Here is a 22,324-nt window from a genome sequence, read left to right as displayed (position 1 = left end):
TATGGCTTTGCTGTCCGTTCGGAATCTGCACGCCCGTGTGGGCGACAAGGACATCCTCAAGGGCATCGACCTGGAGGTGGGCGCCGGAGAGGTGCACGCCATCATGGGGCCCAACGGCTCTGGGAAGAGCACCCTGGCGAGCGTGCTCGCGGGGCGGGATGCCTATGAAGTGACGAAGGGCGAGGTCCTCCTCGACGGCAAGCCGCTGTTGGAGCTGGCCCCCGAGGCGCGCGCCGCCGAAGGTGTGTTCCTCGCCTTCCAGTACCCGGTGGAGATTCCGGGCGTGGGCAACCTGCACTTCCTTCGCACCGCGCTCAACGCGCAGCGCCGGGTGAAGGGGTTGGAGGAGCTGGATGCGATGGACTTCCTCCAGATGGCCAAGGAGAAGTCCAAGCTGGTGCAGCTCGACGCGGCCTTCATGAACCGCTCGGTGAACGAGGGGTTCTCCGGCGGCGAGAAGAAGCGCAACGAAATCTTCCAGATGGCGGTGCTGGAGCCGCGTCTGGCCATCCTCGACGAGACGGACTCAGGGCTGGACATCGACGCCCTGCGCACGGTGGCGGGTGGGGTGAACGGGCTGCGCTCGCCCCAGCGCGCCATGGTGGTGATTACGCACTACCAGCGGCTCCTGGATTACATCGTCCCGGACAAGGTCCACGTCATGGCGGGCGGGCGCATCATCCGCTCCGGTGGACGCGAGCTGGCGCTGGAGCTGGAGGAGAAGGGCTACGGCTGGCTGGGGCTTCAGGACGGCAAGGGTGCCGCGACGAAGGGCGGGGAGGCACGGCGATGACGCCGGGGCTGACTCGTTATGTGGACGTGGCCTCGCGCTTCCAGGCGCGGGACACGGCGACCACGCCCGCGTGGCTCCAGCGCGTGCGGCAGGAGGGGCTCGCGCACTTCGCGCGGCTGGGCCTGCCCACGACGCGTGACGAGGCGTGGAAGTACACGAACCTCGCGCCCATCGCGGACGGGGCCTTCGTGCCTTCCGCGACGGCGGGGAGCACGGCGGAGCTGGCGGCGGTGGTGGCGCGGCTCGCGCTGCCCGGTCCCCGGCTGGTGTTCGTGGATGGTCGGCTGTCGCCAGAGCTGTCGTCGGTGGCGGGCCTGCCGCGGGGCCTGACGCTGAAGCCACTGCGCGACGCGCTGGTGGAGGACGGGGCGTTCCTGGAGGCGGAGCTGGGGCAGCGGGCGCTCGCGGCGGAGCATGCCTTCACGGCGCTCAACGCGGCGTTGCTGGAGGACGGGGCCGTGCTGCGCCTGGCGCCGGGGGCGCTGAGCGAGGTGCCCGTGCAGCTCGTCTTCCTGACCCGGGGAGACGCGCCGGTGCTGGCCAGTCCGCGCATCCTCGTGGTGGCGGGAGAGGGCAGCGAGGCGACGCTGGTGGAGACGTACGCCAGCGCGACGGGCGGCGGCTCGGGCCAGGGCTTCACCAACGCGGTGACGGAGGTGACGCTCGGCGACAACGCCAGCTTGAAGCACTACCGGCTCCAGGCGGAGGGTGACGCGGCGGTGCACGTGGGAGGTCTGCACGTGCGGCAGGGCCGTGACAGCCGCTTCGTGTCGCACACCTTCGCCTTTGGCGGCGTGCTGGCTCGCAACGAGGTGCATGTCACCTTCGCGGGCGAGGGCGGCGATGCCACCCTCAATGGCTTGTACGTGGGGCGCGGGACGCAGCACCTGGACCAGCGGACGGCGCTGGACCACGCGGTGCCCCGCTGCACCAGCCGCGAGCTGTACAAGGGCGTGCTGGATGACCGCGCGCGAGGCACCTTCCACGGACTGGTGAAGGTGCGGCAGGACGCGCAGCGCACGGACTCGCGGCAGCAGAACCGCAACCTGCTCCTGTCGGAGCACGCGCAGGCGGACACCCGGCCGCAGCTCGAAATCCTGGCGGACGACGTGAAGTGCGCGCACGGCGCCGTGGTGGGGCGGCTGGACGCGCAGGCGCTGTTCTATCTGCGCTCGCGAGGCATTCCCCTCGCGGAGGCGGAGCGGTTGCTCACGTATGCCTTCGCTCGGGAGTTGGTGGATGCGGTGCCGGAAGGGCCGGTGCGCGCGAGCGTGGAAGGGCTGCTCGCCCCGAAGCTTCCGGGTGCACCCCGGACGGAGGTGACGGCATGAGCACGTTCGACGTGCAGCGCGTCCGTCAGGACTTCCCCCTGCTTCACCAGGAGGTGCGGGGCCGGCCCCTGGTGTACCTGGACAGCGCGGCGACGGCGCAGAAGCCGCAAGCCGTCATCGACGCCATCGTCCGTTTCTACCAGCACGACAACGCCAACGTGCACCGGGGGGTCCACGTCCTCTCGGAGCGGGCCACCGAGGCCTACGAGGGCGCGCGTGAGACGGTGCGTGGCTTCCTCAACGCTCGGGACGCGCGGGAAATCGTCTTCGTGCGCGGCACCACCGAGGCCATCAACCTGGTGGCGCAGACGTATGGCCGCAAGCACGTGGGGCCCGGGGATGAAATCCTCATCACCCAGATGGAGCACCACGCGAACATCGTCCCCTGGAAGATGCTCTGCGAGCAGACGGGGGCGACGCTGCGGGTGATTCCGGTGGATGACCGGGGCGAGCTGGTGCTCGACGCGGTGGACGCGCTGCTCACGGAGAAGACGCGCATCCTCGCGGTGACCCACGTGTCCAACGCGCTGGGCACCGTGAATCCGGTGAAGGAGCTGACGCGCCGGGCCCACGCCAAGGGCATCCCCGTGCTGGTGGATGGGGCGCAGTCGGTCACGCACTTCCCGGTGGATGTGCAGGATTTGGGCTGCGACTTCTATGCGCTGAGCGGGCACAAGCTGTTCGGCCCCACGGGCATCGGCGTGCTGTACGGGCGCCTGGAGCGCCTGGAGCCGATGCCTCCGTATCAGGGCGGCGGCGACATGATTCTCTCCGTGACGATGGAGAAGATTACGTACAACCGCGTGCCGCACCGGTTCGAGGCGGGGACGCCGAACCTGGAGGGCGCGGTGGGGCTGGCGGCGGCCATCCGCTATCTCCAGGACCTGGGGCTGGACGCCATCGCCGAGCATGACCGGGCGCTGATGGCCTACGCCACGCAGGCGCTGGAGTCGGTGCCGGGGCTGCGACTGGTGGGCACCGCGCGCGAGAAGGCGGGCGTGCTGTCCTTCACGCTGGAGGACATCCATCCGCACGACGTGGGGACGATTCTGGACCGCGAGGGCATCTGCATCCGCACGGGCCACCACTGCGCGCAGCCGGTGATGCAGCACTTCAAGCTGCCGGCGACGGCGCGGGCGTCCCTGGCGCTCTACAACACGCGCGAGGATGTGGACGCGCTCGTGCGGGGACTGCACAAGGTGAGGGAGGTGTTCCGATGAGCTCGGGCTCGGACGACTTGAAGGACCTCTACCAGGAGGTCGTGCTGGAGCACTCCAAGAGGCCGCGCAACTACCGCGTGGTGGAGGGCGCCAACCACGAGGCGGCGGGGCACAACCCGCTGTGCGGCGACCAGCTCTCCGTGACGATGAAGGTGGATGGAGACGTCATCCGCGACATCGGCTTCCAGGGGCAGGGGTGCGCGATTTCCCGCGCGTCGGCGTCGCTGATGACCGGGGTGGTGAAGGACAAGACGCGCGCGGAGGCGGAGGCCCTCTTCGAGAAGGTGCACAAGCTGGTGACGGAGGGGCCGGAGTCGGTGGACGTGGAGGCGCTGGGCAAGCTCGCGGTGCTGTCCGGCGTGAGCGAGTTCCCCGCCCGGGTGAAGTGCGCCAGCCTCGCGTGGCACACGATGCGCGCGGCGCTGGAAGGGCGAGATGAAGCGGTTTCCACGGAGTAGGGAAGGAGGAAGCGGACCATGCGAGGCGTGACGGCGATGTTGGAGCGGGAGGTTCCCGCGACCATCATTCCCAGTGGTGACAGGGTGGTGCTGCCGGAGGGCGCGGAGCTGCGGGTGATGCAGACCCTGGGCGGCAACATCACGGTGCAGGACCCCTACGGGCAGCTCTTCCGCATCGACGAGAAGGACGGCGCGGCGCTGGGCGCGGAGTATGCGCCGCAGGAGAAGGCCGCCGGGGACGCCAGTGCCTTCCACGAGGAGCAGGTCTGGGAGCAACTGCGCACGGTGTATGACCCGGAGATTCCGGTGAACATCGTGGAGCTGGGCCTGGTGTACGCGTGCAAGGCGGAGCCGCTGCCGGAAGGCGGTCAGCGCGTGGACATCCAGATGACCCTGACGGCGCCCGGCTGTGGCATGGGCCCGGTGTTGGTGGACGACGTGCGCACCAAGGTGGGCTCGGTGCCGGGTGTGAAGGAAGCCAACGTCGAGCTGGTCTGGGACCCGCCCTGGGACCAGGGCCGGATGACGGACGTGGCGCGGCTCCAGCTCGGCTGGATGTGACGCGCGGAGCGGCTGTGCGCGTGTGAAGTCGTCGTCGCCGAGCCGTGTGCCCCCGCACGCGGCTCAGGCGTGCGCCCGGGGTACCCTCGTGAGGTCCCCGCTGTGCATGAGGCGCGTCAGCGTGACGCGAGCCTGCGGACGCCGAAGCTCAAGGCCGCCGTGGCGAGGCTCCCCGCGAGCAGCCGGGGCCAGCGGCGCGTCGGCTCCGTCGGAGCATGGTAGCGCGCGGGCGCGGGGTGCTCCCCGGCGTGGCGGATGCGCTCGCGCACCTCCGGCATCTTCTCCTCGAACAGCTCCACCATGGCGCGCTCGAAGAGGGGCAGGTCTTGCGGCCCCCGGCTGGAGACCCAGTTGTCGTCGCGCACCATCGCCTCGTCGCGCCACTGCGCGCCGGAGTTCTTCACGTCGTCGCGGATGCCGGGCCACGAGGTGAGCGTGCGCCCCTCGGTGAGCCCCGCCGAGATGAGCAGCCACGGCGCGTGACAGATGATGGCGATGGGCAGGTTGAGCGAATCCGCGTCGTGGATGAAGTCCTTCGCGAGCGCGCTCTGCCGAAGCGTGTCCGGGTTGATGAGACCTCCGGGCAGGAGCACCGCGTCGAAGTCCGCCGCCTTCACGTCCTTCAGCGTCGCGTCCACGCGGACCTTCTTGCCGGGGAGCATGTGGTTCATGCCTCGGATGTGGCCGGGCAGGAGCGACACGAGGGTCACCTCCGCGCCCTGGCGCTCCAGCTTCTTGACTGGCCGCGTCAGCTCCACCTGCTCGAAGCCGCTCGTCGCCAGCACCGCCACCCGCAAGCCCTTCAGCTTCTTCATCGCGCGCTCCTGTCCCCTGGACGCTCCGGACTCTGTGCATGGTGGTGCGTCCGTGCATGACGGGATGGAGCAGGCAGGCGGCCAGGCGTCGTTGTGCCTCCCGGGTCGCCGTGCTACCGACCCGACACCCTGTCCGGGACGTCGGGTGTTGGTGCCACACACGCCTCGTCTCCCGGCTGCCGCTGGAGGTCGCCGAATGTTCGCTTCGCTCCCTTCTCTTCCCCGGAGCCTCGTCGCGGGGACCGCGCTGCTCCTCATCCCCATGGGCTGCACCAGCGCGGAGTCCGCGCGCGTCGATGACGCCCGGCTCACCCAGGAAGGCTCCGCTGCTCGCAAGCCGCGCTGGGGTCTGGTCATCCACGGAGGCGCGGGGGTCATCTCCCGGGAGAATCTCTCCGCGGAGCGCGAGGCCGAGGTTCGCGCCGTGCTCCAGCAGGCACTCCAGGCCGGGCACTCGGTCCTTGCTCAGGGCGGCAGCAGCCTGGACGCGGTGACGGCGGCCATCCGCATCCTGGAAGACTCGCCCCACTTCAACGCGGGCAAGGGCGCGGTCTTCAACCATGACGGCATCAACGAGCTGGACGCCGCCATCATGGACGGAACGACGCGCGCGGCGGGCGCGGTGGCGGGCCTGCGGCACGTGAAGAACCCCATCGAGCTGGCGCGCCGGGTGATGGAGAAGTCGCCACACGTGATGATGATGGGAGAGGGCGCGGAGTCCTTCGCGAAGGCCCAGGGCGTGGAGCTGGTCGACGCGAAGTACTTCTTCACGGAGGAGCGATGGCAGAGCCTCCAGCGCGCGCTGGAGAAGGAGCGCGCCACGCCCGCTCCGGGACAGCCCTCGTCGTCGCTGCGTCCCGGCTACGACCCGGTGACGGGCGACCACAAGTTCGGCACCGTGGGCGCGGTGGCGCTGGACCAGGCCGGCAACCTCGCGGCGGGCACGTCCACCGGAGGCATGACGAACAAGCGCTACGGCCGCGTGGGCGACGCCCCCATCATCGGCGCAGGCACCTACGCGGACCCGCGCTGCGCGGTCTCCGCCACCGGCCATGGTGAGTTCTTCATCCGCTACACGGTGGCGCGCGACATCTGCGCGCGCGTCGAGTACCAGGAGCTCCCCCTGCCCGAGGCCGCCAACGTCGTCGTCCATGACGTGCTGGTGAAGGCTGGAGGCGAAGGCGGAGTCATCGCCATGGACCGCGAAGGCAACGTGGCCATGCCCTTCAACTCGTCAGGCATGTACCGGGGTTATGTGGGACAGGACGGCCAGCCGCACGTGGCCATCTTCAAGGACCCGGCGCCTCCCGCGTCGAAGTAGGCCGCCGTTGTCGGTCTGGGTGGGCGCGTGACGGGGAAGCGCGCCTGGAGTGCAATCGAGTTGCTCCTGTAGACTGTATCCAGGTCCGCGCAATGCCGCGCGGCCTGTGTGTGAGTCGAAAGGAGCATCCTCATGGTGTCACTTCGCAAGCACCTGCCGTGGAGCGTCGCGGCCCTTCTCGCCCTCTTCGCGGGAGTCTTCTCCGCGCTGCCCGCCCACGCGGAATCCACGGAGGAGGCCGTCTGCATCGGCGGTGAGCAGGAGGCGGAGCGTGCCTCGCTCGCCATCTGCCACCAGTCCTTCTGTTCCGACGTGAGTGATTGCTGGGAGGCGTGTCCGAACGCACGGACGGCGGCCTGTGTCGAAAGTGCGTGCGAGTACACGTATCCGAGCGGGGGTGGCGGTGGTGGTGGCCCTCTCTGCCACCAGCAGTTCTGCTCCGAGGATTCCCAGTGCGTGTGCAACAACGCTCAGGGCTTCTGCGGCGCCGACAGCACCTGCTACTTCTGACGCGCTGAGAGGGGCCTTCGAGAGGCGCCTTGCGTGGCCTCTCAGGGCGCCTGCGTCCGCTGTCGGGTCCGCGACGAAATCGCCGCGGACCCTTTTCAGAAAAGTCCGAGCGCGGTGTCTTGGAGGACATGCGCACGATACTGCTCGCACTGGCCCTCCTGGGATGCTCCGCCTCCGCCTCGGACGTCGAGAGCGTGTCTCCCGACACCACCGAGCTCGCGAATCCCGCCTTGTCGGTGACGGTGCTGGGGTCCGGGCAGGCGGAGGCTGGAGGTCAGCTCTGGCAGTACCACTTGCTGCGGCTCCAGGAGGCCGGCAAGGCGCCCACCTATGCCCAGTGGTTCCCGCCCCGGAACCCGGGCTTGTGGCCCACGATGATGCTCACCCGTCCCTATGACGGAATCACGTGGACGGGCGAGGTGGTGGACCAGAAGTGGGCCCTGCGAGGGCCGGGCATCCATCCAGACGACAGCGAGCCCCACCACCACGCGGGTTCGTCCGCCATCGCTTTCTCCATCAGCCCGCCTGAGTTCATCGCCGCGGAGTCGTTCTTCTATCTGTTCCACGACTTCGGCGTGCTCAACGTCTTCGGTCGCTTCTATGCGGGCGGCGACATCCAGAACGACCGGGACGACATGCACGCGGGCATGCGCTTTCTCGCGCAGGCCCCCGGCGTGGACCGCTCGCGCATCGGTGTCCATGGCGGCTCATGGGGCGGCTTCGAGGCGCTCTACGCCGCGGCGGATGCTCCGGCGGAGGCCCGGCCGAAGGTGGGCGTGGCGCTCTTTCCGCTGTCCGACTTCGCGCGCCAGTACGAATACCTCACGTCCGTCATCCCCGCGCGGGTGTCGGACCCGGTGGTGCGCAACCAGTACGCCACTTTCTTCGAGCCCTACCTGCGCCGCATCAACGCCACCACGGGAGGCGCTCCAGGCACGGCGGGGGCGGACTACAGCCGGTGGACGCGCGAGCACCTGGCACCGAAGCTCTCCACGCCGTTCCTCGTCATCCACGAGGACTGGGACACGCTCGTGCCAGTGGAGCAGACGCAGACGCTGGCATCCCTCGTCGGCCCCAGCCTGACGGCGCTGTACCTCTTGCACCTGGACGCGCCGGACTGGAACACGCGAGGGCTGGACCACGGGCTGCTGGTGGGCCAGTACGGCCACGCGGTCAACACGGTGACGCTGGGGCATCTGCTGACGAATCTGGGGGGCCCTTCACAGGTGCTCTTCGTCCCCTTCGTGCAGGACACGCTGGTGGCCTGGCTGTGGGAGGTGCGCGTCCTCCAGTATTACGGCCGGGACATGTCCGCGGTGGCCCCCCGCCTGCGCGAACTGGCGGACCCGCGCGTGGCGCTCTTCGAGCTGACCACGGGTGGGGTCGTGCTCGGCGCGGAGTGGGTGGCCCTGGCGGTGAACGCCCTCTGGGGAACGCAGTACACGGCGGCCAACATCCGCGAGGCGCTGTCCGCCGGACTGCCTCCCTGAGGGGACGGCTCGAAGTCCCGCTGCTACCGATGCGCCGTTGGAGCGCCTGACGTGGCCACGGAGCCGAGTGTTCCGGCCGCCGCTCGCGCCATGGCGCCGACGACCAGGTGATGGAAGGGCCGGATGACGTTGAAGTACACCGGCCCCGCCCAGTTCCGGTAGCGCACCACCGTCACGACATGGAATCGGCGCGGGAGGGTGGGGCCGGGCTCCACGCAGACGGCGAGGACCGCATCCAGGTGCGAGTCCTCCGCGCCCACCACCCAGGCGCGCTCCTCCTCCGCGTGGCGCACGGTGAAGAAGGCGGCCGTGGCGCCCCGGCTCATGGGCACGTCCTCCGCGCGCAGACGCCGGGGTTGGGGCACGCCGACCTGTCGCAGGCCGAGCAGGCGGACGAAGACTCCGCGCACCCTGAACAGCGCGGTCACCCATGCGGGCTGATACGACATCAGCCGGGCGACGAACTCGCGCAGGGAGAGCTCCGACTCCACCGTCTTCACGTCCACGTGGTGGGCGCCCTCCAGGAACTCGGGCGGCACACCGGGCAGCGCCTTCACGAAGCGGTGCGCCCGCCGGAGCGCGAGCAGGCCCAGCGGCAGCAGCACCCAGCCCCCTGTCACCGGCATGGGCACCACCAAGAACACGCCAAGGCCCAGCAGTCCCCAGCCGAAGCTCGCCGGGGGCGGGCGGCCCATCTCGCGTTCCACCCAGCGCGCCAGGGCACCCAGCAGCATCATTCCCCAGCCAGCGACGAGGAACCAGAAGGCTGCCGCACGGGCGCCCATGTCCTCCGGCACGCTGGCGAGGACTCCCGCGCTCGCCATCTCCCACAAGGGCCCCCGGTAGAGCACCAGCCCCACGACCTGGTGCAGCCCTCCGACGACCATCAGCAGCGTCCCCGTCGTCACTCGCATGCGCGGCCTCCCCTCTGACATACGGCTCCGCATGTCCATACGGTACCGTATGGAGGAGACGTAACAAGGAGAGGGTCCTGGACGCCAGCGGCGCGGTCCGCCAGACTTCGAGGGGCGATGAGCCGCGCTTCTTCCCGCCCGCCGAGCCCTTCCACCTTTCGGACCTTCGAGGAGATTCGCGCCCGGCGCCGGGGCCCTGGGCTGACGGCCGAGGACTGGGCGGACGCGGCGCTGTGGAGCCTCGTCGATGGCGTGGATGCGCTGTCGGTGGAGCGCCTGGCCGGGAAGCTGGGGGTGACGAAGGGCAGCTTCTACTGGCACTTCAAGGGGCGCCCGGCGCTGGTGCGGGCCGCGCTCGAGCGGTGGGAGCAATTGGCCACCCAGGATGTCATCACTCGCCTGGACGCCCTGCCGACGCCCGAGGCGCGGCTGCGTCAGTTGCTCGTGGTGACGTTCGAGCCCGAGCCCGCGGGCAGAATCGAGGTGGCCATCGCCGCCGCCGCCGCGAATCCACTCATCCAGCCGGTGCTCGCGCGCGTGTCCCGACGGCGCATCGACTATCTGGTGTCTTTGTACCGCGCCATGGGCATGCCACTTCGGGACGCTCGCGCGTGGGCGCTCCAGGCGTATTCCACCTACGTGGGCCTGCTGCACCTGTCCATCGCCAGCCCGGACACGCTGCGCTCCGCGCGGGAGCGCTCCGACTACGTCAAGCACCTCGCCCGGGCGCTGATGCCCTCCACGTGAGGCCTGGCAGGTGGAGGGGCGCTGGCGGTGACTACGGCGACGGCGGTTGATGGACGGTGCCGATGTAGTTGATGCGGCGGACCTCTCCGCCGTCCTCGTACGTCGTGTAGTAGAGCGACGTCCCGGTGCTGGAGGGGCCGAAGCGCAGCGACACCGCGGAGCCGCTGCCCAGGCCCGTGGCGAACGCGCTCACCGTCACGGCGCCGCCAGGGCCTTGGGTCAGCTTGAACACCTTGCCGCAGACGAAGTCGCTGAAGAAGTACGCGTCGTCATCGTTGGACGCCCATGCTCCCTGCGGCACGAAGGCGCCCCCGGTGATGGAGTTGCAGCCCTGGAAGGGGGAGCCCCCGGGGTTGGCGCCGTGCTTGTAGTCGAACAGCGGATTGGTCATCCCGGCGGGAGGTGCTCCACAGTTCGTGGCGGAGGCGGTGACACAGTGCCCCTCCCGCGTGTTCCAGCCGTAGTCCGCGCCCTCGATGCCCTCGTCGATTTCCTCCCAGACGCTCTGGCCCACGTCGTTGATGAAGAAGCTGCTCGTGCCGGGACGGAACGCGATGCGGAACGGGTTGCGCAGGCCCGTGGCGTAGATTTCCTGGCAGGGGCCGGTGCCTGGCGGAACGCCCGCGGGGTTGCCGCAGCGTCGGGCTCCTGGCGCGTCGAACCAGGGGTTGTTCGGGGCCATGTTGCCGTCCTTGCGGACGCGCAGAATCTTTCCCAGCAGCACGTCCAGCCTGCGCGCCGTGTTGTTCAGTCCGCCGCAGCGGCTCGGGTCCCCGAGCTGGCAGCCACCGTCACCCACGCTGATGTAGAGCCGCCCGTCCGAGCCGAAGGCCAGGTCCCCTCCATTGTGGTTGCCCGCGGTGGAGGGGATGTTGTCCAGCAGCACCACCTCGCTGGCGGGATTGATGGTGTTTCCATCCGACAGCGTGAAGCGCGAGACGCGGTTCACCGGCACGTTGGGGATGTTCGTCCCGCAGGTGTTGAACTTGTTGAACGTGTAATAGAGGAAGATGTGGGCCGTGTTGATGAAGTTCGGGTCCACCGCGATGCCCAGGAGGCCTCGCTCCGAATCGCTGCACAGCCTGGCGGAGAGGTTCAGTGCCGGCGTCGGCAAGAGCACGCCCCCGGTGAACACTCGCAACTGTCCCCCTTGTGTGGTGATGAGCAGCCGCCCATCCGGCGTGAAGGCGAGCGCGGTGGGCTCCGGGATGTTCGTCACCAGGGCGTCGGTATACGACGGCGGCAGGGTGACGGCGGCGCGCGTGGCACTGACTTCGTCAGGGGCTTCGGCCATGTCGGACGAGGGTTCGGGCGCGCAAGCCACGGACAAGAGGAGCAGGGGCAGTACCCGCGCGAAACGACAGGGCCAGGGGGGCATGGGAGACTCCGAAAGAGGGGCGTGAGGCGCCATGGCCCTTGGCGCCGGCGCCGACTTTTCGCGAGCTGGAACGAGGCTCCTTGTCGGTGGGTGAACGGGGATGCCTGGGGCCTCCACCGTGGCTGTCCGCCGGCGCTCAGTGGTGGTGGTCGCCGGGGCGTCGTTCCTGTCCTGCGCGCCGCCGCCGGCGGGCGTCGTGTCCTGTGCACGAAGGCGGTGGCGGGGTACGCCTCGCCCGGGCGCGACTGACTCCGTACGGGAGACAGCGCTGTCCCGGGCGAGGTGTGTCCTGGACTACTGCTGCTCCACGTCCACGAAGTTGACCTTGTTGTTGGCGGCGCCGCTGCCGTTGGTGAGCGTCAGCCTGCCGTCGGAGACGTTGACGGTGGTCGTCGTGGTGAAGAAGTGCGTGGTGGCGGTGGGCGTTCCGGACAGCGCGGGCTGTCCTTCCAGCGCGAGCGAGAAGACGCTGTCGACGTGGTCCGGGTCTCCAGCGGCAATCGTCACGCGGTACTGGCCGGAGGGCACGGCGAGCTCCCACACCGCGTTCGGGTTCTCCGTCTTCTGCAGGTGCGTGAAGGTGTCGTAGCGCGCGTCCGGCGAGGCCGCGCTGCCCCTCGCGCGGGTCTGCGTGGAGTTGTCGGTGTTCCATCCGTAGGACAGCCCGTTGCCCCGGTCACCGAATGTCAGTCCGGTGTCCGCGACGTAGCCGGAAGGTACGGTCGAGGTGGCGGGCAGGAAGTCCACCCGGGCCGCGAAGCCGTTCTGATAGGTGGCGGAGAGGCTGGAGTTGGACGCGGGCGTCAGGTAGCCGTGCGCCAGCGCGCCGCCGTCGGACCAGGAGGCCCAGACCTTCCACGCCCCGCTGGAGTCGGTCTGCGAGGGTGCCGCCACGTTGAGCGTGTAGCGCTCCCAGGACTTGATGATGGTGGGCGTGGTGAAGGAGGTGCCATTCACCTCCAGCGTCAGCCCCGAGGGCACCGAGTCCAGCGCCACGTCGACGATGTGGGGCAGCAGGTTGCGCGACACCGTGGTGGTGCGGCCCTGGGAGTCGGTGGCGGTGAGCTGCACTTCCACGAAGTTTGTCAGCACCGCGGGCAGGTCTTCCGGCTGGGGCGCGGTGAGGGGAATGTTGTTGCCGCTCGTCGCCGCGAGCAGCGGGTGCGTGTGCTCGTTGTGGTGCAAGAGCGCGCGCCAGGTGAGCTGCGTTGCCGGCAGGGTGCCATCCTCCGCGTCGGTGGCGCTGCCCGTCAGCACCAGCGGCTGGCCCGCGTAGAAGCGCAGGCTCTCCAGGGGACCGGTGATGACGGGCACGGGCGCGGTGTTGCCCGCGTCGATGCGGAGCGAGGCCGCCTGCGCGGACGTGGCGCCGCGCGCGTCGCGCACCGAGAGGGAGGCCGTGAAGGCGCCGCTCGCGGTGTAGACGTGGCTGGTGGTGGCGGTGGTCGTCTCCACTCCGGCGCTGCCGTCCCCGAAGTTCCAGACGTACGTCAGCGCATCCCCGTCCGGGTCGCTGCTGGCGCCGCCGTTGAAATTGACCGTCAAGGGCGTGGCGCCCGCGGTGGGGCTCGCGGACAGCGCGGCCGTGGGTGCCCGGTTGCGCGTGCCGGTGAAGTCGATGCGGCGGACCTCTCCACCGCCCGCGTACGTCGTGTAGTAGAGCGACTGGCCCGTACCGGCGGGGCCGAAGCGCAGCGTCACCGCGGAGCTGCCCCCCAGGCCTGTGGCGAACGCGTCCACCGTCACGGCGCCCCCCGAGCCTCGCGTCAGCTTGAACACCTTGCCGCAGACGTAGTCGCTGAAGAAGTACGCGTTGTCATCCGAGGAGGCCCAGGCCCCGGGAGGCGCGAAGGTGCCACCGGTGATGGAGTTGCAACCCTGGAAGGGCGAGCCCGTGGGGTTGGTGCCGTGCTTGTAGTCGAACAGCGGATTGGTCATCCCGGCGGGAGGCGCCCCACAACTGGTGGTGGAGTTGTTGGCGCAGTGGCCCTCGCGCGTGTTCCAGCCGTAGTCCGCGCCCTTGATGCCCTCGTCGATTTCCTCCCAGACGCCCTGGCCCACGTCGTTGATGAAGAAGGTGTTGGTGCCCGGCTGGAAGGCGAAGCGGAACGGGTTGCGCAGGCCCGTGGCGTAGTTCTCCTGGCACGGCCCGGTGCCTGTCGGCACGCCCGTGGGGTTGCCGCAGCGACGGCTGCCGGAGGCCGCGTACCAGGGGTTGTCCGTGGGGATGGTGCCGTCCTTGCGGATGCGCAGCATCTTCCCCAGCAGGACGTCCAGGCGGCGCGCGGTGGTGTTCTGGCCCGCGCAGCGGCTCGGGTCCCCGAGCTGGCAGCCACCGTCACCCACGCTGACGTAGAGCAACCCGTCCGCGCCGAAGTGCAAATCACCTCCGTTGTGGTTGCCCGCCGTGGAGGGGATGTTGTCCAGCACCACCAGCTCGCTGGCCGGGTTCACCACGTTCCCCGTCGACAGCGTGAAGCGCGAGACGCGGTTCACCGCGACGTTGGTGATGTTCGTGGTGCAGGTGTTGAACTTGTTGAATGTGTAATAGAGATACAGATGGCCGGTGCTGCTGAAGTCCGGGTCCACCGCGATGCCCAGGAGCCCGCGCTCCGAGTTGGTGCACAGCCTGGCGGCGAGGTTCAGCGCCGGGGTCGCCACCAGGACGCCGCCCGCGAAGACGCGCAGCTGGCCTCCCTGGGTGGTGATGAGCAGCCGCCCATCCGGAGTGAAGGCCAGCGCGGTGGGCTGGGAGACAGCCGTCACCAGCGCATCGGCATACGACGGCGGCAGGGTGATGGCGGCGCTCGTGGTGCCGACCTCGCTCGGGGCTTCCGCCGCTTCGAGCGAGGGCTCGGGCTCACACGCCACGGCCAGCAAACACAGGGGTACCAACCACGCGAAACCACGAATCCAGGATGTCATGGAGCACTCCAGGGGGAGGGTCATGAAGCACCTTGGATTTGCTGTTTAATCTTGATTTTCGCGAGTCTGAACGAGGCTCCTGTCAGCCAGTGAACGGCGGAGGCCGGGGTGCCTCCGCCTTGGGTGCCGGGCGATGTTCAGTGGCGGTCACCACGTCCCCGGCCGCGACCATGGCCATGGGAGCCACCGCCGACGGGCGTCGCGTCATGGGTGCGCGAGCGCTGGCTGGGCGCGCGCCAGCGGTCCTGGCGTCGCGACGGCTGCTGACCCTTCCAGCGGTCATCGCGGTGCGAGCGGTCATTGCCACGGTTGCGCCAGGAGTCATCGCGGTCGTGGTGGCGGGGGCCGCCGCGGTCCCTCCAGTAGCTGTGGTAGGTCGGCGAGCGCCAGACGCGGTCATTCCGGTAGTAGTGGCCGGAGGTCCGCCACGGGCGGTGGTAGTAGTAGCGGACGGCCGGCGCGCGGTACCACGTGTGGGCGAAGTAATTGGGGTGGCCCCAGCCCACGGTGACGCGCGCGTGGCGGAAGACGGGGATGGTGACATTCACGGAGCCGCGAGGCGCCCAGCCTCCCCCGAGGAAGTGCCACGCCAGTCCGCGCTGCACCCAGCGGGGCGAGACGAAGACCAGGTCGGCTCGCGGCGGCGCGGCCCACGTGCCGTCCACCCAGTCCCAGTTGTTGCCGGACCAGTACCAATAGCCGGGCTCCCACACGAGGTTCGCGGAGGGCGCCGCCGGGCGCATCTCCTGGCGAGGCGCGGGAGGCGCCTGCTGGGTGGAGAGCGTCTCCGCGGAGACGGCGATGGGAATCTCCACCTCGGTGGTGCCCTGGCGCGCCCAGCCGCCGGAGACCCAGTACCAGGAGCCCCGGTCCTCTTCCCAGTAGCCGTTGACGAACTGGTAGCCCGCCATGGGGGCCACCCAGGTGCCGGGGTTGAAGCGCCACTCGCCGCCGTCCCAGTACCAGTGACCGGAGGCCCACACGGCGCCGGCGTAGGGCCGCCGCGACGGCCGCTCCGTGGGCAGCGACGGAGGAGGCTGGGGGGCCATGGGCGCCATCTCCTCGTCGGAGTCCTCGTCGTAGTCGCCGTCGGCGTACTCGCGGCCGTCGTCGGCATAACCCGTGTCCGAGGGCACCGGGGCTGTCTGCGCCTGCACCACCGGGGCCGACAGCAGGGCCACCATCCAGAGCCAGCTTCGAGGACTCATGACGTCGTCTCCGTGTTGAGAATGCCATCCCCCTCGCGAGGGACTTCGATGGGCCTTCAGACGCGAGCGGGCCCCCCGTATTCAACCCGGGAGGCCCGCCGAAGTCGCCTGAAAGGGTGGGACGCCGGGTGGCCAGGCGGGCGACGGAGCGTCCGCTTCCCGCTGGCCAGCTCGGCCTGGACTACGGCTTCACGAGGAACATCTCGCGCGTCTGGATGAGGTCCACGTCGCCGGTGAAGCCGGAGAACTGCTCGTACTGGCGCGGGGCGACGCGTGCGCGGGGCAGCCGCAGCGACTCCGTGATTGTGAGCGTCGAGCCCTCCTGCTTCTCCGTGCGGGTGAAGCGGCCGAACGGATTCTTCACGTCGAGCGCCGGCTGCGGGTCCGGCAGCTTCCAGCCGGAGGGCAGGGCCACCGTCACCTGCGTGCTGCTGGCCTCCGTGTTGTCGATGTACAGCGGCGTGCGGCGCGAGCTGAGCTGCACGTAGCGCCGGCCGAGCTGCGCGGGGAAGGTGAGGGGCCCCAGCGCCATGCGCTTGTCGCCCTCCAGTCGCCCGAAGCGCGGCACGGTGAACTCGTAGCGCAGCACGAAGGGCGCGCCCACCACGTCCTCGTGGTCCAGCTTCACGCTCGACAGCGCCGCGCCTCCGAAGTACCGCGCCACGGCGCCCTGGAGCGCCTGGTTGCGGCTCTCCGCGGACAGCTGGTTGAAGGCCTCGGCCAGCTGCGCCGCCTCGAACCCCAGGTACGTCTCCTCGCCCTTGCCGCTGAGCTTGCCTTCCGCGTCGAGCGACAGCGTCAGCCGCACCTGCTTGCCCGCGGACTCCTTCATCGCGGGCGTCTTCACCACCTCCAGCTTCCGGCCCGGCTCCGGCACCAGGTACGCGTCACGCCCGCCCATGGCGAACTCCGGCAGCTCGCCGAAGGGGCCAAAGCGCACCGACGTATCCACCCACACCGGCTCGCTGCCCGGCACCTCCACGCGCAGCGCCGCGTAGGGCAGCAGGCTGTCGTTGGGGAAGAGGTAGTCGTTGGGGTCCACGTTGAACGTTCGCACCGCCGCCACGCGCGAGGGGATGCCCAGCTCCTCCAGGCCCGCCTTCAGCACCGCCAGCCGGCTGCCCCGGTCCTGCGCCACCGTGGACGCCGCGGACTGGCCCAGCCCGTTGTCCCGTCCGGAGAAGCGCTGCATCACTGCCGCGTGCAGCGCCTTCACCGCGTCCAGGCCCTGCTTGCCCTGGGTGGCCTTGCGCGTGAAGTCCACGACTTCCGCCGTGCGCAGCCAGCGGTCCTGGAAGGCGTCGCCGTAGACGCGAATCAGGCCCTCGTTGCCCGTGGCGCCCGCGCCCACCATGACGAAGGGCAGATACTCGTTGCCGGAGGGAGGGGCGTCCGGCTCGGGGATGAACGGCGGCACGCGGCGCGCCTCGTAGTGGAAGACCTCCTCGTCGCCCTTCACCGTCGGCGGGGGCGCCTTCATCCCGTGCGCGTCCACCTTCATGCCCGAGCCCTTGGGCGCCACCACCGTGTACGTGGTCCACGCGTTGGGCTGGTTGGCGATTTGGAAGTAGAACGCGGACGCCGTGAAGCCCGGCTGCGCGGGGCCGCGAGGGCTCTCCGCGAGCAGGTACTCCACTTCCACGCTGTCGCCCACCTGCACGCCGGGCAGGCTCACCGTGTCCTTGCCCTCGATGTTCTCCGGCTCCAGCACGCGCCCATCCGCCTTCAGCGTGCGCAGCGCCAGCACCTGCGCGCCGCGCGGCACGTTCACCTCTGCGATTTCCTGCACGCCCGACTGCTCCAGCGCCTTCTGGATGGTGTGGATGCGGTTGACGATGCTGCCGTCGGGGTACACGCGCACCGCCGCCGCATCCAGCACGAACACGGCCGCGCCGCCGGTGACGGGCTCCGCGTCGTACGCGCGCATCGCCTCGCGTCCATCGATGGCGTGCTCCTGCAAGAGCTCCTTGCCCGTCTTCGCGCGCTCCACCGCGCGCCGCAGCGACAGGTCCTCACCCTCCAGCGCCAGCGCCTTCTCCCGCAGCGCGAGCGCCTCCGCGTTCTGTCCCGCGTACTCGCGCACGTCCGCCATGCGCTTGAGCAGCTCCGCGTTGCGCGGCCACGTCACCGTCAGGGCCTGGAGCACCGCCAGCGCGTCGTCGTGGCGGCGCAGCCCCACGTAGAGGGTGGCCAGCGACGTGCCCGCGCTCACGCTGGTGGGGTCTCGCGCCAGCATCTCCGCGAAGGCGCGCGAGGCCGTCTCCAAATCGCCGCGCGTGCGCGCGTGGTCGGCCCGCCGCGCCTGGACGCCGGGGCAGTTCTGCTGCGCCTCCACGAGCGCGTCCGAGCGCTCCACCGCGTCGCGCCGCCGCGCCAGGTTGTACTGGAGCCCCAGCGCCTCACACAGGTTGGGCTGAATCTGCAGCGCCGCCGCCAGCGACTCCTCCGCCAGCGCGTCCACGTCCAGCGTCAGCGCCGCGCGCGCCCGCATCAGGAACAGCGGGAAGCCCGGGGGCTGCACGGCCTCGCTCGCCGTCTTCAGCGTCTCCAGCGCGGAGGCGGCCTGGCCGTCGTCCATGAAGAGGTCCGCGCGCAGGAGCAGCGCGCCCACGTTGCCCGGGTCCTTGGGCAGGAGCGCTTCCAAGTCTCGCGTGGCCCGACCGCGCGCCACCTTGGCGGGCACCGTGCGGTCCGCCGCCGCCAGCTCCGCGCGCAGCGACAGCAGCGCGGGCGTCGTGGCCTCCACGTCCGCCATCAACCGGCGCGCCCCGTCCGCGTCGCGCGACAGCCCGTCGCGGGCCGCGAGCACGGTGGACAGCAGGTCTCCGGCCTCACCGGACAGCGCGTCCTTCAGGCTCTGCGTCGTGGGGTACACGCCCACGGCCTCGGACGTCTTCGGCGCGCTGCCCCAGGACGCGGGGGCCGCGCCCGTGGCGGCGGTGAAGCGCACGTTGGAGGGCCGGCCGTCGGCGCGCATCAGCGAGAAGGACAGCACGCCGGAGGTCGCGCCCTTGAGCTGGCGGACGATGAAGCGGTGCTTGCCCGCGGGCAGCGCCACGGCGCGGGTGGTGACGGTGCTGGTGGCACGCTCCCAGCCCCGGCGCTCCATGAGCGGCGCGCCGTCCAAGAGGAGCTGGTGGGTCGCGGCGCTCACCGAGCGCGCCACGTAGGTGGCCGCTTCCGGCACCTCCGCGTCGAAGGCCATGAGGTAGACGTCGCCCTCGCCGGGCTCGCCCGCCAGGTCCAGCCGTCCGTCCGGCGCGAGCAGCTTGCGCGGCGTCACCGTCCCGAAGGCGCCGGTGAAGGGGCCCGCGAGCGAGCCGTCCTGCTTCGTGGGGAACGGCTCATCCCAGGACAGGACGTGGAAGGCGGAGAAGGGGCCCACGAGCGTCGCCTCGGACACGCCGCCCAGCTCCCGCAGCACCGCGTCGCGCGCCTTCGTGTCCCCTCGCGCCACGGCGACGGACAGCCGCGCGCCGCGCAGCAGGTAGGCCGTCTCTCCGGTGGCGCCCGCGCCGAGCGCCTGCTGCGCGGCCTTGAGGATGGCGTCATCCAGCGGCGGCGCGGTGCCCACGGTGTCCAGCGCGTAGCGCGCGGCGATGAGGGCCAGCGGGTGGGTGGGCGCGCGCGTCACCAGCTCCAGCGCGGCGGTGAGGGCCCGGTCCGGCCGTCCCGCGCGCCGCGCGAGCAGGTGCTGACCGATGAGCGCGTACGGGTCCCCCGGGTCCTTGGCGATGGCCGCGTCGAAGCGCTGCTGCGCCTGGACGGAGTCGCCCGCGAGCAGGTGCGCGTGGAAGCCGGCGAACGCGAGCGTGCGCGCCTCGTCCGAACCGGACTGGGCTTTCTCCGCGGCGGACTCCAGCACGCGCGGCGCGATGCTGGCGGAGGAGGGGGAGTGGGAGCAGCCCGAGAGGCCGGCGACGAGAGCGAACGCGGTCAGGCCGCGGCGGAAGGTGCGCATAGGAGGGTCGAGGGATAATGCAATCCCCCGTCACTGGCCATATTCCCCTGCGAGTCTCTGTCCGCTTCGAGTGCTCGGAAGGGGGCTAGCGGCGCTTGCCGTTCTTCGGAGCGGGCCTGGCGGGCTGCTTCTTGGGGGGAGGGGGCGGCGCCTTCTTGGGCACCACCGCCTTGGCGGGCACCGCGACGGCCACCGTCTTCACCGGCGGGGGCAGCGGGGTGGGCACCGGGGCCGTGGTTCCCCCGGGCGGGGACTGCTTCAGCACGTAGGTGATGCCGGCGACGCGGCAGGTGGCCTCCATGCAGCCGAAGCCGGGGAAGGGCGCGTCGCCAAACTGGTCCATCCAGCCGATGCCGAGCACCAGCGGCTCGAAGATGGCCCGACGGTCCTTGCCGGTGCCCATGAAGGCCTCCAGCCGGCCCTCGGCGTCCACCGCCAGCTCCAGCGACACCGGGCCGCTTCGGGGCGACTCCATGCCCAGCATCGCGCCCCGGCGCTCACCCAGCGCCCACTCCAGGCGCAAGGGCTCGCCCACTCCGTTGTGCACCAGCGCCACGTAGCGGCCGGTGCTTCCCGTCAGCAGCATGGCCACGGTGGGGGGCGCCGAGGGCTGGTACAGGCTGAACATGTCGCGCAGGCGGCGCTCCCAGGTGGGCGGCGGCGCTTCGGTGAGCAGTTGGCCCGTCAGGCTGAGGATGTCTCCCTCCCGTCGCGTGACGTCCACGCGCACCCGCCCCACGCCCGTCGTGTCGTCCTGCCAGGGGAACACGAGCGTCTTGTCCTCGAGGTTCACCGGCCTGCCGGCGACCACGAGGCTCTGCTCGGCGAGGCCCTCGCCCAGCGTCACCTTGCGGCGCTCGGGACCTGCTTCCTCCCGCCCGGGCACGGGCTGGATTCGAGGCTCGCCCAGGTACGCCATGATGGTGGCGCCCGGTGAGGTGGGGACGCGCCGCTCGCCGCTCAGGTAGAACGCGGTGCCCAGCACGAAGCTCGCCGCCAGCACCATCAGCACGGCAACCGTCTGCATCACGACGCGCACGACCTTGCGCACGCCCGCCTTGACGCGCTGCACGCGCGTGAGCTTCACCGGCAGCATCGACGGCAGGCTGCCGGGGACGAGCAGCTCCAGGTCCGCGATGAGCGCCGCGACCGACGGGTAGCGGTCCTCCGGGTCCGGCTTGAGGCACTTGGTGACGATGCTGTCGACGCGCGGGTCCAGCCCCGGCTTGCGCTGGGACGGCGGGTCGAACGTGCCCAGCGGCACCTCGCCGGTCAGCCACTCGTAGAGGATGACGCCCAGCGAGAAGATGTCCGCGCGCGCGTCCGCGTTCTTCGCGTCCACCCGCTGCTCCGGCGCCATGTACGACAGCGTGCCCATGGACACGTGCGTGGACGTCAGCGCGTAGCGCGAGGAGGGACTCGCGTCGTCCAGGAACGAGGCGAGCCCGAAGTCGGACACCTTGGCGATGCCACCCGCCTGCTGGTCCAGCAGGATGTTCTCCGGCTTCAGGTCGCGGTGGATGACGCCTCGGCCGTGCGCGTACTCAATCGCCCGGCAGATTTCGAGCATCCGCCGCAGCGCGCCGAAGATGTCGAGCTGGGGGGCGCGGATCAACTCGCGCAGCGACGGCCCGTCCACGAACTCCATCACCAGGTAGTAGGTGACGTCCGTCTTCCCCTTGTCGACGATGGAGACGACGTTGGGGTGGCTCAGCGCGGCGAGGGCCGCGGCTTCCTTCTGGAAGCGCGCGATGAAGGACGGGTCCTTGGCCAGCTCCGCGTTGAGCAGCTTCACCGCCACCGTGCGGCCCAGCGACAACTGGGTGGCCTTGTGGACCTCTCCCATGCCTCCGGTACCCACGAGTTTTTCGAGGCGGTAACCGCTGATGAGATCCGGGGAACGGGTCCGGCTTATCGCCGTCGGGTCAATGGAGGACATGGCGGTAGGGCAGGGGGGCCGCCAGGGTAACAGAAACGCTCGGCGGAGGTGTCCACGCGCGAGAGAGGGGGTCGCCGATGCCCAGGCTGCCCGGCGACCAGGGGAGCGACTTCGAGTCTCAGTGCCCCGAAGCCGGAGTGCGACCCACCGCCGCGCGCAGGCTGGTGCGGACCTGATCCAACGACGAGCGCATCTGCCCGTGGCGCACCGACGCCGCCACCGCCCGCGCCAGCGACTTCAGGAGCGATACCTCTTCGGGCTTCCACGCCCGGGGACGGCGGCAGTCCTCGAAGACCGCCACCCCCCACCACTGCTGGCGCGAGGGGTTGATGGGGCACAGGAGGATCGACTGCGTTCCCTGGCGCTCCAACAAGTCCCGCATCATGGGCGGCGCGTCACGGGTGGGGCACGCCACCACCATTCCCGCCTCCAGCATGTCCACCCAGCCCGGCGCGAAGTCCCGGAAGGAGAAGGCGCGCAGCACGGGGTTGGCCAGCGCGGACGCGGTGGGCGGCTCCGCCCAGGCGTAGCGCAGGTCCGTCACGAACCGGCCGTATGTCTGCTGCGTGCGGTTCTCGAAGATGTACGCCCGGTCCACGCCCAGCGCATGGCCGACCATCCCCAGGGACTCGACGGCGGTGCTGGGCCCGAGCCCCTTCTCCAGCAAGAGCTTCGAGGCTTCCGACACCTTCGAGAAGGCTTCCACCATGGGGTGACTCCAGGAAAAGACGAATTGCAACGGGTTCCGCAAGT

The 22,324-nt window shown here is 70.4% G+C and carries 17 protein-coding genes; 9 read left to right on the top strand and 8 right to left on the bottom strand.

Annotation, left to right across the window (positions count from 1 at the left end; all coding sequences use genetic code 11):
- Position 1 precedes the first annotated feature (1 nt).
- The 5 genes from sufC to sufT are packed head-to-tail and all read left to right on the top strand — an operon-like array spanning position 2 to position 4,363.
- Positions 2-793, top strand: a complete 792-nt coding sequence (sufC, locus tag HUA75_RS25850; protein ID WP_141644452.1) for a Fe-S cluster assembly ATPase SufC — start codon at positions 2-4, stop codon at positions 791-793.
- Positions 790-2,124: a Fe-S cluster assembly protein SufD gene (gene sufD, locus HUA75_RS25845; RefSeq protein WP_174487863.1), complete on the top strand. Its 1,335-nt coding sequence runs from the start codon at positions 790-792 to the stop codon at positions 2,122-2,124. Before sufC ends, sufD begins: the two co-directional genes overlap by 4 nt.
- Complete coding sequence (locus tag HUA75_RS25840; RefSeq protein ID WP_174487862.1) at positions 2,121-3,344, top strand: cysteine desulfurase; 1,224 nt, start codon at positions 2,121-2,123, stop codon at positions 3,342-3,344. Before sufD ends, HUA75_RS25840 begins: the two co-directional genes overlap by 4 nt.
- Complete coding sequence (sufU, locus tag HUA75_RS25835; protein ID WP_141644449.1) at positions 3,341-3,802, top strand: Fe-S cluster assembly sulfur transfer protein SufU; 462 nt, start codon at positions 3,341-3,343, stop codon at positions 3,800-3,802. The genes HUA75_RS25840 and sufU overlap by 4 nt, the downstream gene beginning before the upstream one ends.
- Positions 3,803-3,820: 18 nt before the next feature.
- Positions 3,821-4,363: a putative Fe-S cluster assembly protein SufT gene (sufT, locus tag HUA75_RS25830; protein ID WP_141644448.1), complete on the top strand. Its 543-nt coding sequence runs from the start codon at positions 3,821-3,823 to the stop codon at positions 4,361-4,363.
- A gap of 116 nt (positions 4,364-4,479) precedes the next feature.
- Here the strand turns inward: sufT and HUA75_RS25825 are convergent, their stop codons facing one another.
- Positions 4,480-5,178 carry a type 1 glutamine amidotransferase domain-containing protein gene (locus tag HUA75_RS25825; RefSeq protein WP_141644447.1) on the bottom strand — a complete coding sequence of 233 codons (699 nt, stop codon included), beginning with the start codon at positions 5,176-5,178 and terminating at the stop codon, positions 4,480-4,482.
- 196 nt (positions 5,179-5,374) lie between these two features.
- Between HUA75_RS25825 and HUA75_RS25820 the strand changes: the two genes are divergently transcribed.
- From HUA75_RS25820 to HUA75_RS25810, 3 genes are all read left to right on the top strand, one after another.
- Positions 5,375-6,499, top strand: a complete 1,125-nt coding sequence (locus HUA75_RS25820) for an isoaspartyl peptidase/L-asparaginase family protein (RefSeq protein WP_174487861.1) — start codon at positions 5,375-5,377, stop codon at positions 6,497-6,499.
- Positions 6,500-6,631: 132 nt separating this feature from the next.
- Positions 6,632-7,009 (top strand): hypothetical protein, encoded by a 378-nt coding sequence (locus HUA75_RS25815; RefSeq protein WP_174454641.1) that lies wholly within the window; start codon positions 6,632-6,634, stop codon positions 7,007-7,009.
- A gap of 128 nt (positions 7,010-7,137) precedes the next feature.
- Positions 7,138-8,499 carry a S9 family peptidase gene (locus HUA75_RS25810; RefSeq protein ID WP_174487860.1) on the top strand — a complete coding sequence of 454 codons (1,362 nt, stop codon included), beginning with the start codon at positions 7,138-7,140 and terminating at the stop codon, positions 8,497-8,499.
- 23 nt (positions 8,500-8,522) lie between these two features.
- On the opposite strand, the gene HUA75_RS25805 is transcribed toward HUA75_RS25810, so the two are convergent.
- Positions 8,523-9,413 (bottom strand): DUF6463 family protein, encoded by an 891-nt coding sequence (locus HUA75_RS25805; protein ID WP_174487859.1) that lies wholly within the window; start codon positions 9,411-9,413, stop codon positions 8,523-8,525.
- A gap of 117 nt (positions 9,414-9,530) precedes the next feature.
- On the opposite strand from HUA75_RS25805, the gene HUA75_RS25800 reads away from it, so the two are divergent.
- Positions 9,531-10,160, top strand: a complete 630-nt coding sequence (locus HUA75_RS25800; protein WP_141644442.1) for a TetR/AcrR family transcriptional regulator — start codon at positions 9,531-9,533, stop codon at positions 10,158-10,160.
- A gap of 31 nt (positions 10,161-10,191) precedes the next feature.
- On the opposite strand, the gene HUA75_RS25795 is transcribed toward HUA75_RS25800, so the two are convergent.
- The 6 genes from HUA75_RS25795 to HUA75_RS25770 form a co-directional block, all read right to left on the bottom strand.
- Complete coding sequence (locus tag HUA75_RS25795) at positions 10,192-11,538, bottom strand: sorbosone dehydrogenase family protein (RefSeq protein ID WP_141644441.1); 1,347 nt, start codon at positions 11,536-11,538, stop codon at positions 10,192-10,194.
- A gap of 294 nt (positions 11,539-11,832) precedes the next feature.
- Positions 11,833-14,463 carry a PQQ-dependent sugar dehydrogenase gene (locus tag HUA75_RS25790; protein WP_254627743.1) on the bottom strand — a complete coding sequence of 877 codons (2,631 nt, stop codon included), beginning with the start codon at positions 14,461-14,463 and terminating at the stop codon, positions 11,833-11,835.
- 137 nt (positions 14,464-14,600) lie between these two features.
- Complete coding sequence (locus HUA75_RS25785; RefSeq protein WP_174454646.1) at positions 14,601-15,671, bottom strand: YXWGXW repeat-containing protein; 1,071 nt, start codon at positions 15,669-15,671, stop codon at positions 14,601-14,603.
- 181 nt (positions 15,672-15,852) lie between these two features.
- Positions 15,853-19,632 (bottom strand): DUF3858 domain-containing protein, encoded by a 3,780-nt coding sequence (locus tag HUA75_RS25780; RefSeq protein WP_174487857.1) that lies wholly within the window; start codon positions 19,630-19,632, stop codon positions 15,853-15,855.
- Between the two features lie 85 nt (positions 19,633-19,717).
- Entirely contained in the window at positions 19,718-21,571 is a 1,854-nt protein-coding gene (locus HUA75_RS25775; RefSeq protein WP_174487856.1) for a serine/threonine-protein kinase, read from the bottom strand.
- A 118-nt stretch (positions 21,572-21,689) separates the two neighbouring features.
- A complete protein-coding gene (locus HUA75_RS25770) occupies positions 21,690-22,280 on the bottom strand; it encodes a GAF domain-containing protein (protein ID WP_141647437.1) in 591 nt (196 codons plus the stop codon).
- Between the last annotated feature and the right edge of the window lie 44 nt (positions 22,281-22,324).

This window comes from Myxococcus sp. CA040A, from assembly GCF_013336725.1.
Classification (GTDB): Bacteria; Myxococcota; Myxococcia; order Myxococcales; family Myxococcaceae; genus Myxococcus; species Myxococcus llanfairpwllgwyngyllgogerychwyrndrobwllllantysiliogogogochensis.
The sequence above is the reverse complement of the archived record's forward strand: the minus strand, read 5'-3'. Positions and strand labels throughout refer to the sequence as shown.

Coding starts and splice junctions, on each gene's coding strand:
- sufD (WP_174487863.1), top strand. CDS start 790: ATGACGCCGGGGCTGACTCGTTATGTGGACGTGGCCTCGCGCTTCCAG.
- HUA75_RS25810 (WP_174487860.1), top strand. CDS start 7,138: ATGCGCACGATACTGCTCGCACTGGCCCTCCTGGGATGCTCCGCCTCC.
- HUA75_RS25790 (WP_254627743.1), bottom strand. CDS start 14,463: ATGACATCCTGGATTCGTGGTTTCGCGTGGTTGGTACCCCTGTGTTTG.
- HUA75_RS25780 (WP_174487857.1), bottom strand. CDS start 19,632: ATGCGCACCTTCCGCCGCGGCCTGACCGCGTTCGCTCTCGTCGCCGGC.
- HUA75_RS25770 (WP_141647437.1), bottom strand. CDS start 22,280: ATGGTGGAAGCCTTCTCGAAGGTGTCGGAAGCCTCGAAGCTCTTGCTG.
- HUA75_RS25795 (WP_141644441.1), bottom strand. CDS start 11,538: ATGCCCCCCTGGCCCTGTCGTTTCGCGCGGGTACTGCCCCTGCTCCTC.
- HUA75_RS25805 (WP_174487859.1), bottom strand. CDS start 9,413: ATGCGAGTGACGACGGGGACGCTGCTGATGGTCGTCGGAGGGCTGCAC.
- HUA75_RS25820 (WP_174487861.1), top strand. CDS start 5,375: ATGTTCGCTTCGCTCCCTTCTCTTCCCCGGAGCCTCGTCGCGGGGACC.
- sufU (WP_141644449.1), top strand. CDS start 3,341: ATGAGCTCGGGCTCGGACGACTTGAAGGACCTCTACCAGGAGGTCGTG.
- HUA75_RS25815 (WP_174454641.1), top strand. CDS start 6,632: ATGGTGTCACTTCGCAAGCACCTGCCGTGGAGCGTCGCGGCCCTTCTC.
- HUA75_RS25825 (WP_141644447.1), bottom strand. CDS start 5,178: ATGAAGAAGCTGAAGGGCTTGCGGGTGGCGGTGCTGGCGACGAGCGGC.
- sufC (WP_141644452.1), top strand. CDS start 2: ATGGCTTTGCTGTCCGTTCGGAATCTGCACGCCCGTGTGGGCGACAAG.
- sufT (WP_141644448.1), top strand. CDS start 3,821: ATGCGAGGCGTGACGGCGATGTTGGAGCGGGAGGTTCCCGCGACCATC.
- HUA75_RS25840 (WP_174487862.1), top strand. CDS start 2,121: ATGAGCACGTTCGACGTGCAGCGCGTCCGTCAGGACTTCCCCCTGCTT.
- HUA75_RS25785 (WP_174454646.1), bottom strand. CDS start 15,671: ATGAGTCCTCGAAGCTGGCTCTGGATGGTGGCCCTGCTGTCGGCCCCG.
- HUA75_RS25775 (WP_174487856.1), bottom strand. CDS start 21,571: ATGTCCTCCATTGACCCGACGGCGATAAGCCGGACCCGTTCCCCGGAT.
- HUA75_RS25800 (WP_141644442.1), top strand. CDS start 9,531: ATGAGCCGCGCTTCTTCCCGCCCGCCGAGCCCTTCCACCTTTCGGACC.